This window comes from Rhodoferax sp. PAMC 29310 (assembly GCF_017948265.1).
Classification (GTDB): Bacteria; Pseudomonadota; Gammaproteobacteria; order Burkholderiales; family Burkholderiaceae_C; genus Rhodoferax.
Window position 1 is genome coordinate 1,291,361 of sequence record NZ_CP072852.1, and the last position, 13,422, is coordinate 1,304,782.

Here is a 13,422-nt window from a genome sequence, read left to right on the forward strand (position 1 = left end):
TGCGAGAGCAAGGTGCCAGGATGTACGGTCAAAGGGATCCGGTCTTTCGATCGAAGGATGTCACTTACTCTCATCTTGATTTCCTCTCGTGGCTCTCGGTAGCCACCTTAGATATACGCGAGGGGTCGCGCGGCCTGCCAACACTACCAAGCGAGGCGAAAAGCTGTAAAAGTCCTACAGTTCAGGCACTAGGGTTGCTCTGCTGCCCGCAGGAAATCAAAGTCACATCCAGCATCGGCCTGCATCACATGGTCCTGGTAAAGCTTGGCGTAGCCGCGCTGCGCCAGTGCGGGCCGAGCAGGCAAATCGGCACGCCGACGCGCCAGTTCGGCTTTATCGACCAAAAGGTCGACGCGGCGCTCCTTCACAGACAAGCGGATACGGTCGCCAGTACGCACCAGCGCCAACGGACCACCTACCGCGGCCTCAGGGGTCACGTGCAAAACGATCGTGCCAAACGCCGTGCCGCTCATCCGCGCATCGGAAATGCGCACCATGTCCTTGACACCGGCCACTGCCAGCTTCTTTGGAATCGGCAGGTAGCCCGCCTCAGGCATGCCGCTGCCGCTAGTCGGACCAGCGTTTTGCAACACCATGATGTCGTCTGCCTGGATGTCAAGATCCGGATCGTCGACGCGCTCAGATAGATCTTGTAGCGAGCTGAAGACAACTGCGCGTGCCTCTTTCTCGAACAAGGTCTTGTCGGCCGCCGACCGTTTGAGGATCGCGCCACCTGGTGCAAGCGAGCCAAAAAGTGCCACCAAGCCGCCCACCGGTTCGATAGGCTCCGAAAACTTACGCACCACGCGGTGGTCGGCCCAGGCGCCTTCCTCCGCGGCGAGACGATCTCCCAAAGTTTCCCCGGTGACCGAAATCGTGTCCAAGTGCAGCAGCGGCTTCAACTCCCGCAGCAACGCGCTCATGCCGCCGGCGGCATAAAAGTCTTCCATGTAGTTGTCGCCGGTCGGCTTTAAGTCGACTAGCACCGGCGTGGTGTCACTCAGTTCGTTCAAATCATGAAGCGAGACTGGAATGCCCAGCCGTCCAGCCACTGCCGTCAGGTGAATGAGCGCGTTGGTACTGCCGCCCAGCGCCAACAACACGCGCAGTGCGTTGTGCACCGATTTCGGCGTAATGATTTGGCTCGGCCGAATTGGGTTGTGGATCAACCGCACCGCTTGCGCGCCGCTGGCCTCGGCCGCGCGCAGACGATCCGCGTGAACCGCTGGGATGGCGGCCGTGCCTGGCAGGGACATTCCCAAAGTCTCAGCGATGCAGGCCATGGTACTCGCGGTACCCATCACCGCGCACGTCCCTGCCGTGGTGGCTAACCGGCCTTCGACGACGTCAATCGTCTTGCGTTCTATCTTGCCTGCACGATAGCTTCCCCAAAAACGCCGACAGTCGGTGCACGCGCCCAAGCGTTCGCCCTCGTGGCGGCCGGTCATCATCGGCCCGGTGACGAGTTGGATTGCCGGCACGTTAGCGGCGGCAGCTCCCATCAGTTGCGCCGGTACGGTCTTATCGCAACCCCCGATTAGCACCACCGCGTCCATCGGCTGCGCACGGACCATCTCTTCGACGTCCATACTCATCAGGTTACGGAACATCATACTGGTCGGGCTGAGGAAGACCTCGCCCAAAGATATGGTCGGAAACTCGATCGGCAGCCCTCCGGCGGCAAGCACGCCACGTTTGACCGCCTCGACCAGCTCGGGCATGGCGCGGTGGCAGTTGTTGAATCCTGAACCGCTGGAGGCGATGCCAACCACCGGGCGTTCGAGAAGTTCAGTCGAATATCCCATCGACTTGATGAAGCTGCGCCGCAGGTAGAGTGCAAAAGCGCGATCGCCGTAGTTGGTGAGACCGCGTGCAATGCCGTGGGCGGGAATATCTACCATAAGGACTCCTAATTGAAACTACTGGAGCAACCGAGTTGTGTATAGAGTCGATTGCCGATGTTGAACTGAATAACGCGCCTGCGAACCTACAGCCGTGTCTTTATGTATTTGGCCTCCAGATAGTCGCGCACCCCAAGTGCACCACCTTCTCGACCCATGCCGCTGTCCTTCACACCACCGAAAGGCATCTCTGCACTGGCGATGGCCAGTTCGTTGATACCAACCATGCCGGCTTCGATGGCCTCGCTGGCGAGCGTAGCGGTCTTCAGCGAACGCGTGAACAGGTACGACGCCAACCCATAAGGTGTCGCGTTAGCAAGTGCGATGGCCTCGTCAAAGTTGGCGAATTTCGCAATCGGTGCCACTGGCCCGAAGGGCTCGTCCTGCATGATGCGCGCTGTCTGCGGCACGTCTGCCAGCGCTGTGGGTGCGAGGTAGTAGCCCTTATTTCCAAGTCCTTCAGGGCGGGCGCCGCCAGCCACCAAGCGTGCGCCATGGTCGAGCGCGTCGGCAATCAACGACTGTGCGTGCACCAGGCCACGGCGGTTGGCCAAGGGTCCCACGTCTGTATCCGCCGCCAGGCCCGGCCCCACCTTGAGCGAACGAGCAACTGCGCCAAAGCGTTCAACGAAGCTCGCATACACGCTCTCGTGCACGAAAAATCGCGACGGCGACGCACAGACCTGACCGCAATTTCGGTACTTGAAGCGCGCACATTGCTCAGCCGCTTCCTCAACGTCGGCATCTTCAAACACCAGCACTGGCGCGTGACCCCCAAGTTCCATCGACACGCGCTTGATGCCTTCAGCGGCTAGATGCAGCATCTTACGACCCACGGAGGTGGAGCCAGTCAACGTGATTTTTGCTACCTTCGGCGAGCCGACTAATACCTCAGAGATGAAGCCTGAGTCGCCGGTGACGAGGTTGACGGTGCCCGGTGGCAAGCCAGCGTCGTGCAAAGCCTGCACCACTGCCATGCAGCTGCCAGCGGCCTCGCTCGCAGGCTTGACAACTACAGTGCAGCCAGCGCCCAGAGCCGCAGCGATTTTTCGGGATGGCAGCAAAGCCGGAAAATTCCAAGCTGAGAAGGCTGCCACTACGCCCACTGGCTCAAATCGAACCTGCATGCGAACCTCGGACATGCGCGCTTGAAAGGTCTGCCCGTAAATGCGCTGAGTCTCGCCTGCGTACCAATCGAACTGGTCGGCGGCGTCGTTGATTTCGCCGCGTGCCTGTGCCAGCGGCTTGCCTGTCTCGGACGACATCAGACGCGCATTGTCTTCAGCGCGCTCACGCATCAGCGATGCAGTGCGGTGCAACAGTTTCGAACGCTCCCAGGGTGAGGTGTGGCGCCAAACGCGGAAGGCAGCGTCGGCGGCATCCACCGCCGCATCAAGGTCGGTGCGTGTAGCAACCGGTATGTAACCAATGATCTCCTCGTTGGTCGGGTCGATGACCTCGCGTACCTCGCCACCACTGGCACCTCGCCACTGGCCATTGATGAAAAGGCCGTAGCCGCTGTACAAGCCAAAATCGTTGCGCTTCATAGAAATTCCGTTCGATTTAGTTCTTCAGATAAGAGAAGAAAGGTAGCGTTGTTGCACGTCGCCGCACCAGTTGCCGACGTTCCACGAGCCGTAAGCTCCCAAGCCGCCCTCGGGGCGCTCGCCAGCATAAACCGGCACATGAACCAGCGCCAGTCCGTCATGCGCATGGGCACGCGCCAGCGCGTCGCGCAGGCTGGCAGTGTCTTCGCCGCCCCACAGGGCCAACACCCCCGCCACACTGGATGCCAGTTGCACATAATCTACGGCGATGCCGTCATTGGTCCTGAAATCGTGGCCATACTGCGCGTGCTGCAGGCTTGATATAGCCGCCATGCGCCGGTTGTCGAAGACCACGATGGTGCCGCGCGCTCCGTGCTCTACAGCGCTGATCAGCGCCTGTGGGTTCATCATGAAGGAGCCGTCGCCGGTGAATGCAATCGGGTACTGCTTCGTGTCCGCCATGCCCGCGGCGGTCACCGCACAAGTCGCGAAGCCCATGTACGAGGCACCCGACTCGGTGTAGGTCTGGCCGGGCGCGTCGTCCTCAACGGTCTGGAATCCATTGGCCTGCACGTCGCCGGCATCGAAGAACTTGATGGCACCGACCTCCTTGGCGAAGTCACACACGAGCTTGATTGCGGCAGGCTGTGTCAGCACAGGACGCTGCCAGACCTGGTCGAACATCGGCGACACGGCCTGGCGCTCGCGCAGGAAGCCCTTCCACGCAGCCTTGCTGGCGCTACAGCCATCCAACCATACCGCGCGTGCCTGCGCCTGTTCGTCCGGTACCGCGTCCAATGCGGACAGCAGTTGCGCGACGACCGCGCCGATGTCCCCTTGTAGCGCAAGCGTGCGGTTGTAATGCGTTAGATCGGAAAGATCCGCGTTGATGTTGATAACCTGTTCGACCAGCGGATAGCCAACACCCGAGCAGTCGCTTTGGCATACCGCACGCGTGCCAACTGCCAAAAGCAGCGTGGCATTTGTCATCGCATGGTTGCCACTGATCGAACCTTTGCTGCCCCCGACGTGCATGTAGTGCGGGTGAGCGTCTGGCAAAACACCCGTCGAGCCGGGTGAGACCACCACGGCGGCGCCGCAGCGCTCGGCTAGTTCACGCAGTGGCCCTGCGAAGGCGCGACCACCTCCGCCGACCTTGATGACAACGCGCGCATGGCGGCGCAGTGCCTGCGCAGCCTGCTGTAGCGTGCCCGCATCGGCGACCGCTGTACGCGGGGCTTGAAGCGCCTCAGGCAACGCATCCAGGTGCAGGTCGTGGATGACTTGCGGCTGGGTGTTGATGGGCAACAGCAAATAAAACGGCCCTGGCTTTACAGGGTGGTGTACGCACTGCGTGCCACGTCTCAGGGCATCGCGCAGAGCCTCCGGCGTGTGCAGTACGTAGGACTGTCCCATCAGCGCAGTCATTTGGCCATACAACTGCTGCTGCTGTTTGGGAATCTGCTGCATGTTGTAGCCTTCGCCCCAGGTCGTCTCGTCACCATAGATATGATAAAGACCTACGCCATTGCACGCTGCAGCAAGCGATCCGGCCATGGCCTGCAGAGCACCTGGTCCAATCGACGTAACCACTGCACAAGGTTCTCCCCAAGCCCAGGACAACGCGGTTCCAGCATGTGCCATCTCGACCTCGTTGCGGAAGTTGTATACCTGTGTCACGCCGGCTTCGGTGTAAACACGAAGCACCTCGCCGAGGTCTGTCGAACCGTGGCCAAAGATCGCCAGGTACTTGCTGATGCCCTGCTTGAGTAAACCCAGAACCAACGCCTCGGACAAAGTGAGGTTGAGTAGCTGCGGCAGCACGCCAGCGGTCAGCGCTTGCTGCAGACTGCCAGCATGTGCGATGGCATCGGCACGCGCTTTTTGCCCGTCTGGACCGCGCAACATCGTAGTGCGGTGATCGATACTTTGACTCATTGTTGTTGATCTTTCATTTCAAATTAAGGCCGACTCGTATTCAGCTGATGGCTTCAGCCACTGGCACCTCATCGGGCTGCTTAGCTGATCGCCGATCAACCAGCGCTTCCATAACGCGTTCAGGAGTAGCCGGCAGCCGGGTCATACGCACACCGACGGCGTCGTATATGGCGTTGATGATCGCGGCCGCAGTCGGCGTAATCGCTGGCTCACCGATTCCTTTGACGCCCAGCGGCGTCTTTGGGTCAGGCTCCGTCAGCAGCACTGATGTAACGTGGGGAATATCCAACGCAGTGGGTAGGATGTATTTGGCGAAACCGGGGGTGGTGGTGGTGCCGTTGTGTTGAACGTACTCCTCCATCAGCGCATGGCCGACGGCCATTACTACTGAGCCTTCGATTTGACCCTCGACCTGCTGCGGGTTGACCACTCGGCCCACATCGTGTGCGGCCCAGACGCCAAGCACCTGTACCTCGCCTGTGTCGTCATCGACCTCTACCTCGGCCACTTGCGCACCAAAGACGTAGCTTTGCCAAGGTGTCGCCTCGCCGTTTTCTGGATTCAGTGCCGTATGGGCGGAGGTAAACAGGCCGCTGCCAACAATCACAATACCGCGTTCTTTCTTCAACACGTGCACCGCGTGCTCCATGCTCATTCGCTTGCTGGCTGAGCCCTCTGCCCAGACCTGACCAGCGAAGGCGCGCACGCTTTCAGCGCTGACACCCCAGTACGCACCCATGGCTGTGCGGAATCGCCCAAAAGCCTCCCGGCAGCCCAATGCCACCGCATTGCCGATCATGTAGGTCATGCGTGTGGCGCCTGCATGTGCAGCCTCGGGAACGCGGGCGGTGTCGTTATCCCCGAGGACGATGTCCTCAGGCCGCACGCCCATTTCCTGCGCTGCAATTTGGCACAGGCCCGTGAGCACGCCTTCGCCGATCTCAGTCACGCCCGTTGCGATTTTGACTGTCCCACCGTCGTCGAGTTCGACCCACACCGCTGCCCGATCCATTGCAGCAGTGCGCGCGATACCGTACCAACCGCAAGCCACGCCTCTTCCTCTATGTTTCATGTCATATTTCCTTAATTGATGCTTATCTTTACCGGGTGCACGTCTGACTTTGACGAGGCTCTTGGTACGAGTGGCTGGGTTTGGCCACCGATCAGGTATGACTGGCGAGAGCCTTCGTAGTTAAAGTCGTTGCGCTGAGGCTTACCCTGGCCTTGGCGGTAGGGCACGCCAGCATCCCAGCCTGCAGCCTTAATCGCTGCCTCGAGGCATTCGACAGCGAGTACACGATCCAGCTGCTGGCGCGTATGGGTCGTGGCGCCATCACGCATCAAGTTGATGCGGCGCAGCGCCACCGGATCCATGCCCAGACGCTGCGCGCAAAGGTCAAGGTGGCACTCGGTGGCAAACTCTGACTGGAAAGCGCCGAAGGCCCGGAATGCGCCACTCGGCGTGTTGTTGGTATATACGCCAATCGAGTCGACCCAAACATTGGCAATGTCGTAGGGGCCGGGGCCAAGGATCGCCGACTTGTTCATTACGCCGGGCGTCGAAAGTGCATAGGCGCCACCATCAGCGACCATGACCATCTTCGTGGCGACAATTCGGCCGTCGCGCTTCAGACCCATGGTGTACCTGATATTGAACGGGTGCCGCTTGGCACTGACCTTGATGCTTTCCTCGCGGGTAAACACATACCGCACCGGACGCCTTGTTTTGATAGCAGCCAACGCCAACATGCCTTGGTAAATCATGTCCTCCTTTCCACCGAATCCCCCGCCCACGGTGCTCATGATCATGCGCACCTTATTGATGGGTCTGCCCAGAATGCGCGCCAGCATGTGGCGATGGTGGGTGATATTTTGGCTGGGCGACTGCACCGTCACGCAACCATCAGCCTCTACGTATGCCAGTCCGGCCTCGGGCTCTAGATAGGCATGCTCTACTGACTGGGTGTCATAAGTCTGCTCGACGATCACATCGGCACTCGCCAGAGCGGCGTCCACATCGCCCTTGCGGATGCGCGTGTGCTTGCAGATATTGTTCTGCGCAAACCCATGTAACTGCACAGCGCCGTCATGCATTGCCGTGTGCGGGTCGAACAAACTGGGCAGTTTCTCGTATTCCACGTGGATCGCGGCCACAGCAGCACGCGCGATGTCCAGCGTCTCAGCCGCAACCGCCACTACCGCCTCGCCAACGTAGCGCACTACGCCACGCGCCAGTGTCGGCTGGTCCTCAATAAAGACGCCGAAGTTGTCAACGCCGGGAACATCGTCGCAGGTCAATATGCACTCGACGCCCGGAATCGCACGTGCGGTTTCGGCGTCGATGCGCACGATGCGTGCATGGGGATGCGGACTTCGCACAACCTGCATGTGCAGCATGTTGGGCATGAACATATCAGCGGCGTACTTGATCGCGCCGGTGACCTTGGCCGGTGCGTCCAGGCGCCGTGTGCGCTGGCCGATGAAGCTGTGGGCCTCGGCGTCTTCCTCTAGCGCGCTGGCCGGAACCGCACCGCTTTGTATGTCGCGTGCCAGCTCAACCGCATCAAGGATTTTTTGGTAGCCAGTACAGCGGCAAATATTGCCACCCAGACCCTCTTTGATCTCGTCCCGGCTAGCTCCCGGGTTGCGGCGCAAGGTGGAGGTTGCGGCCATCACCATGCCCGGAATGCAGTACCCGCACTGACTTGCGCCGCACTTGTGGAAGGCCTGCTGTAGCAACGACATGCCGGCGTCTCGATCCAGGTCATCAATGGTCTCAACAGAGCAGCCGTTGATCTTCTGGACCGGAGCGAGGCAGCTTTTGATCAGCTTTCCGTCGACAAACATGGAGCACGTCCCGCATTCTCCCGCGCCACAACCTTCCTTGTTGCCGGTGAGCTTGAGCTCCTCGCGCACAAAGTCAATGACCCGGTAGTGGTTGGGTACCCTGCGCTGCACTTTACGCCCGTTGACGGTCGCGTTGATCTCTGTGGTCGGGTGGCAGCCTTCTGCCAGGGTGCCGCCATCAAGCAAGGTATCAGACATTTTGGCTCTCCTTAGGTATACGGGGCAAGTCAAGCCCGGCGTGTGCAATGGCAGCAGCGAGCGAACGTTCGACGAAATTGCTCAGCACTTCGCGCCTGTAACTCTGACGGCTCCGCGAGCGGACTCGATCGGCCACGCGGACAGATGCTTCCCGCAGTGCTGCCGAGGTGGGTGTAACCCCTGTTAAAAGGTCTTCAATATCGGTTAATCGTTCGGGTACAGGTCCCACCGCACCAATAGCAATGCGCAGATCGTCAATGCGTTTGCTTGCATCAAGGTGGACCAACGTGGCAAGGCAGACGGTGGAGATGGCCAGTGAGCGACGATGGCCCACTTTCTCAAAAGCAACACCATGGTTGGGTAATGCATCGAATTCCAACCGTAGCAATATTTCTCCAGGCTGCAACATGGTGCGGCTTGGTCCGAGAATGAACTCGGATAGCGGTACGGAGCGCTCGATTAAACGGTCACCCTCCCGACGCACCAAAGTAACGTGGGTGTTGAGTGCGAGCAGCGCCGGCTGGGTGTCACCCGCCGGCGATGCGTTCACAAGGTTGCCGCCAACGGTGGCTTGTTCACGAATTTGATCATCGGCGAACCAGAGCGCGCAAGCGCCAAGCACCGGCGCTTGTTGCATCAGCAGCGGATGACGTTGCAGCGCTGAAATCGGCGTGGTCGCGCCGATACGAATGCGTGCGCCTTCCTGCGAAATGCCGCCCAGCGCAGCAATGCGGCTGAGGTCGACCACCGCTGGCAAGTGCACGTCTCCAGCCCGGCCCTCGCGGGCCCAGGGCAGCAGATCGGTAGCGCCAGCCAGCAATCGCGCGGCCGGCATGCGCTGAAGCACGTCGAAGGCCTCGTCAAGAGACTTCGGTGTGAGGTAGTGGTCGAATGTCAGCACGGTCGACTTCTCCTTAGCAGCCTTCGGGGTGGCCGATTTTCACCACCACCTTGATCGCGTCGCCGATACGCTCGCGTGCATGGCGCAAAGCCTCAGGCACCTCTTCCAGTGGGAAGGTATGGGTATGGATCAGCTTGGCTGGGAAACGCTTCTGTGCCATAAGTGCAGCGGCGCGGTGTGTGGCGCTCTTGCCTTCGCCGCGGATGCCGAACAGGGAGATATTGTTTCTCACCAGCGCGGCTACATCAATCGGCACTGGCTCGCCAGGGAAGGCGGCCAGGCAGATGCGTCCACCGCGCCGCAACATGTTGGCCGCATCGTTGACGGCGTTCGGTGCGCCTGAGCACTCGAGCACGTAGTGCGCGCCGCCATTGGTGTATTCGCGTACCTTGGCGACGGAGTCTTCCTTCGTCACGTTGATTGTGAAGTCGGCACCGAGCTTACGTCCCATCTCCAGACGGTTGTCGCGTGTGCCGGTCAGGATCACTTCGCTGGCACCTAGCGCCTTCGCAACGCCTACGCCCATCAGGCCGATCGGGCCGGGGCCCATGACCACCACCGACTGCCCTGCAACCAGCCCGCCAATCGAGTCTAGCCCATACATGGCAGTGCCAGCGGTCACGATCAGTGTTGCCTCTTCATCACTCATATCATCTGGCACGTGAGCCAGTGTGTTGATGTTGTTGATGGCGTACTGCGTGAAGCCGCCATCGGTTGTGAAGCCATTGGCGCGGTGGCCCTTATTGACATCACCGTAGTTCTTGCCGTAGTTCAGGCAAGAGGTGTACATACCCTCTCTGCAGCGCTCGCAGCGACCGCAGCCGGCGTGCACTTCGACGGTGACGCGATCACCCACTTTGTACTCGTCGACGCCTTGACCAAGCTTCACCACAGTGCCCATGTATTCGTGCCCGGGGGTGAAGTTCTTGTTGAAGGGCAGGCCGCCCTGGATCTGTGCCGGTGGGCCATGACGGATGATCTCAAGGTCGGTCGCACAAACGGCGATAGCATCGATACGCACCAAGACCTCGGCTGCACCGGGCATTGGCACCGGCTTGTCAACAAAGGTGAGCTGGTTTGGGTCGCCGAGCACCCAAGCTTTCATCGTTTCGGGAATGTTGTAGCTTCGCTGACCCAAGAAGGCTGCGTCTGTGGTTGTGTTCATCGTGTCTCCAGAGTTTGATGATTGGGTTGTGATCGAGGACTTCCTGCACCGTGTGGTCCTAGTATGCGAACTCGATAGGCTGCATTGAACGCGTACTTACTTGTTTTCGCAAGCGAAGGGGCAGCGGTTCTTGGACAAATGCAAGTTAATCTTTGAATCGTCCAATTGCATGCTTTTGCACGGCAAATAACCAGCTTTGTGAAGCGCATAATGGAAAAAAATTGTTGCCCGCGCAAACTCTATTTACACTCAACAACCCATGAGAACTAGACCTGCCGCCATCCCTGACCAAGGACAGCCACCCACAGAGGTCGACACGCACGCGCCAGTAGCGATCCACACTTATTCCATGGTCGAACGATCAGACCGTTTGGACTTCGAAATTCGTGACCAGTCGGTGCGCGCACCCGTTACCAAGCCGCATCGGCATGAGTACTTCCAAATCTTCGCCAACCAAGCTGGGGCAGCTCCCCACCTATTGGGTGGGAGGCGCTGCGAATCGCTGCCGCGCTCGTTGATCTTTGTATTGCCCTATCGAGTCCACGTAGCAATGGTTGAGCCCGGTACCCGCTATCAGTTGATCAATTTCTCCAGTAAATTCCTGAGGTCCGATTTTGCGTTGTCACCACTTGAGATGGAGGAGGCGTCAATAAGCATTTACCCAGAGCTCACACCCTTTATTTACCAGGGCTGGTTTGACTTCGTTTTTGATGCCGCTGAGTTCGCGTACGTAGAAGCTTTGCTGGAACGGCTGAAAAACGCGCACGGCCACCGAACGCTGGGCACTTTGGAGCGTGCGCGAGGCACGCTGCTTGAGCTAATTGGCATGACCACAGAGAAGTTCGCGCCACAGCTGAAGTCGTTGGCCGAACAACGCGTTTATTTGCAGGGTCACACTGATGCGCTACGCCGCGTTCTCAAGTTTATCGATGAGAACCTGCACCGACATATAGATCTGACTGAGGTCGCTGAGGCTGCTTACCTTTCGCCGAACTATTTATCTCAGTTGCTCAAAAAACATACTGGGCTGGCATTTGTCGACTGGCTTACGGGGCGCCGCATGGAGCGCGCTCGGGAACTGTTAGCGCACACGGCTGAGCGCGTCAGCGCCATTGCACACCGTGTCGGCTTCGCCGATGAGGCCTACTTCACTCGACGCTTCAATCAACGCTTTGGCGTTGCACCGACGGCCTACCGCCGCTCGGTGCGCGAAGCAGGCTAAGCGCATCCAAAACGGGGTGGTGCGCATATCCTGAGCGCCGGCAATCGACGGTCCGGGCTCCTTGCCGAATTGGACAATCCCGCTAAGTACTTGCACACCACAAAGGTTCGGAGCGACTTTGATTGTGCTAGCAGACTGGTAACTGTTTAAATATCTTTCGGCGCAAATGTAAGATGCTTTTGTCAGCTACCAGACGCTTCGCGCCGATATTCATTAAAACAAACAGGAGACAGTATGATCGAAAAAATTATGTCCAGGCTGCACGTTCGTAGCTTGCATCTCGCTGCCATCGCAGCACTTTCTCTTGCGCCTTACAGTGCAATATCGGCGACTGACTTTCCGAAACAAGCGGTGGAGATGACGGTACTCTTCGGTGGTTCAAGCGCGACCATTGCGCAGGTCTTGGCGGATGGTATGTCCAAGCAGTTGAATGTACCTGTTGCAGCGGTCAGTCGCACTGGTGGCGGTGGAGCCGCAGGATACTCTTTCGTCAAAGCCACGCCACCCAGCGGCTACAACATTGTCTGGAACTCGAACTCAATCAATACCGCGTTCCATACGGGCAACATACCGTTTGACTATCGCAGCTTCGATCCGGTGGCGCAGGTCGGCATGGAGGTACCGGCTCTTGCTGTGCGCGGTGATTCGGGTTGGAAGACGCTTGCCGACGTTGCCGCTGCAGGCAAGAAGCAGAAGCTCAAGGTTGGAATTTCTGGCCGTGGTTCTTTCACTCACCTGGCATCCGCCGCGCTGTTCCAGAAGATGGGCATCGAAGTGATCTACGTCCCCTACGGTACGGGCAGTGCGCCTGTGGAATTGTTAGGCGGGCGCGTCGACGCAGCGCTGCAATGGCCATCTCAGTTCACGGCGATGGCCGACAAGATTCATATCGTTGCTGTGACCTCGAACTCGCGCGTGCCATTGGTACCCAATGTGCCGACTGCGAAGGAGCAGGGCTATGATGTCAACGTGGTAATGTGGCGTGGCATCAGCGTGCCTGCTGGCACGCCAAAGGACGTCATTGCACGTCTGCAGAGTGCGATAGAGGCCGTCGTCGTCAGCGCGGACTTCAAGACACAGAGTGCCAAGTTCGGGTTCGAACCCGGCTATCTTTCGGCTACTGAATTTGGCAAAGTGATTGCCAGCGATGACGCAGAGATCGCTACGTTGATGACCCAGCTCGGTCTGAAAAAATAGCAGGAGCGGTCATGCGTTCAGATCGTTTTCTGGGGCCGCTGCTGAGCGCGCTCTCACTGGGCTGGCTGTGGCTTGCTTACTTTTACATCCCTGCCTCAAATACCCCGGGAGAGCCCGGCCCCCGGGCCTTTCCCATCGTGCTCGGCTATGCGCTCCTGCTTCTAGGGCTGGCGATCACGGTGTCGGGTTTCGGTCGCCGCCGCGAGGTCGCCCCCCCCAAAGCTGAAGCAGCTACCAAAGCATCGCCGCTGAAACGTGAACTACGCATCGTGCTGGGCACCTTCGGTTTGCTGATGTTATATGCCTTCCTCATGGAAAAAACCGGGTTCCTGGTGTCGACACCCATCGTGCTGGCGCTGACCTTGGCAGGGCTGCTGCGCATTCGTCGATGGACCTTCATTGCGCTGATGAGCGGCGGCACGACGCTGGTGTGCTGGCTCGTTTTCGTCGTAGTTCTGCGCGTTCCGTTGCCGCGTGGTTCATTGTGGTGGTTGATTTAAATAGGG

Annotated in this window: 10 protein-coding genes; 3 read left to right on the plus strand and 7 right to left on the minus strand. The window is 59.2% G+C overall.

The window, feature by feature from the left end; translation table 11 throughout:
* Positions 1-188: 188 nt before the first annotated feature.
* The 7 genes from J8G15_RS05875 to J8G15_RS05905 form a co-directional block, all read right to left on the minus strand.
* Positions 189-1,901 (minus strand): IlvD/Edd family dehydratase, encoded by a 1,713-nt coding sequence (locus J8G15_RS05875; protein WP_210546593.1) that lies wholly within the window; start codon positions 1,899-1,901, stop codon positions 189-191.
* Positions 1,902-1,987: 86 nt separating this feature from the next.
* On the minus strand, positions 1,988-3,427 hold the full coding sequence (locus J8G15_RS05880; RefSeq protein ID WP_370627539.1) for an NAD-dependent succinate-semialdehyde dehydrogenase: 1,440 nt from the start codon (positions 3,425-3,427) through the stop codon (positions 1,988-1,990).
* Positions 3,428-3,472: 45 nt separating this feature from the next.
* Entirely contained in the window at positions 3,473-5,386 is a 1,914-nt protein-coding gene (locus J8G15_RS05885; protein ID WP_240538458.1) for a thiamine pyrophosphate-binding protein, read from the minus strand.
* Between the two features lie 40 nt (positions 5,387-5,426).
* Entirely contained in the window at positions 5,427-6,458 is a 1,032-nt protein-coding gene (locus J8G15_RS21830) for a xanthine dehydrogenase family protein molybdopterin-binding subunit (RefSeq protein WP_210546595.1), read from the minus strand.
* 11 nt (positions 6,459-6,469) lie between these two features.
* Positions 6,470-8,431: a molybdopterin cofactor-binding domain-containing protein gene (locus tag J8G15_RS21835; RefSeq protein ID WP_210546596.1), complete on the minus strand. Its 1,962-nt coding sequence runs from the start codon at positions 8,429-8,431 to the stop codon at positions 6,470-6,472.
* Complete coding sequence (locus J8G15_RS05900; RefSeq protein WP_210546597.1) at positions 8,424-9,332, minus strand: xanthine dehydrogenase family protein subunit M; 909 nt, start codon at positions 9,330-9,332, stop codon at positions 8,424-8,426. Before J8G15_RS05900 ends, J8G15_RS21835 begins: the two co-directional genes overlap by 8 nt.
* Before the next feature lie 13 nt (positions 9,333-9,345).
* Positions 9,346-10,497, minus strand: coding sequence for a zinc-binding dehydrogenase (locus J8G15_RS05905; protein ID WP_210546598.1), 1,152 nt, complete (start codon positions 10,495-10,497; stop codon positions 9,346-9,348).
* Between the two features lie 370 nt (positions 10,498-10,867).
* Between J8G15_RS05905 and J8G15_RS05910 the strand changes: the two genes are divergently transcribed.
* From J8G15_RS05910 to J8G15_RS05920, 3 genes are all read left to right on the plus strand, one after another.
* Positions 10,868-11,719 carry an AraC family transcriptional regulator gene (locus J8G15_RS05910; RefSeq protein ID WP_210546599.1) on the plus strand — a complete coding sequence of 284 codons (852 nt, stop codon included), beginning with the start codon at positions 10,868-10,870 and terminating at the stop codon, positions 11,717-11,719.
* Positions 11,720-11,953: 234 nt separating this feature from the next.
* A complete protein-coding gene (locus J8G15_RS05915) occupies positions 11,954-12,916 on the plus strand; it encodes a tripartite tricarboxylate transporter substrate binding protein (protein WP_210546600.1) in 963 nt (320 codons plus the stop codon).
* A gap of 11 nt (positions 12,917-12,927) precedes the next feature.
* Complete coding sequence (locus J8G15_RS05920) at positions 12,928-13,416, plus strand: tripartite tricarboxylate transporter TctB family protein (protein WP_210546601.1); 489 nt, start codon at positions 12,928-12,930, stop codon at positions 13,414-13,416.
* Positions 13,417-13,422 lie beyond the last annotated feature (6 nt).

Coding starts and splice junctions, on each gene's coding strand:
- J8G15_RS05875 (WP_210546593.1), bottom strand. CDS start 1,901: ATGGTAGATATTCCCGCCCACGGCATTGCACGCGGTCTCACCAACTAC.
- J8G15_RS05885 (WP_240538458.1), bottom strand. CDS start 5,386: ATGAGTCAAAGTATCGATCACCGCACTACGATGTTGCGCGGTCCAGAC.
- J8G15_RS21830 (WP_210546595.1), bottom strand. CDS start 6,458: ATGAAACATAGAGGAAGAGGCGTGGCTTGCGGTTGGTACGGTATCGCG.
- J8G15_RS21835 (WP_210546596.1), bottom strand. CDS start 8,431: ATGTCTGATACCTTGCTTGATGGCGGCACCCTGGCAGAAGGCTGCCAC.
- J8G15_RS05905 (WP_210546598.1), bottom strand. CDS start 10,497: ATGAACACAACCACAGACGCAGCCTTCTTGGGTCAGCGAAGCTACAAC.
- J8G15_RS05915 (WP_210546600.1), top strand. CDS start 11,954: ATGATCGAAAAAATTATGTCCAGGCTGCACGTTCGTAGCTTGCATCTC.
- J8G15_RS05920 (WP_210546601.1), top strand. CDS start 12,928: ATGCGTTCAGATCGTTTTCTGGGGCCGCTGCTGAGCGCGCTCTCACTG.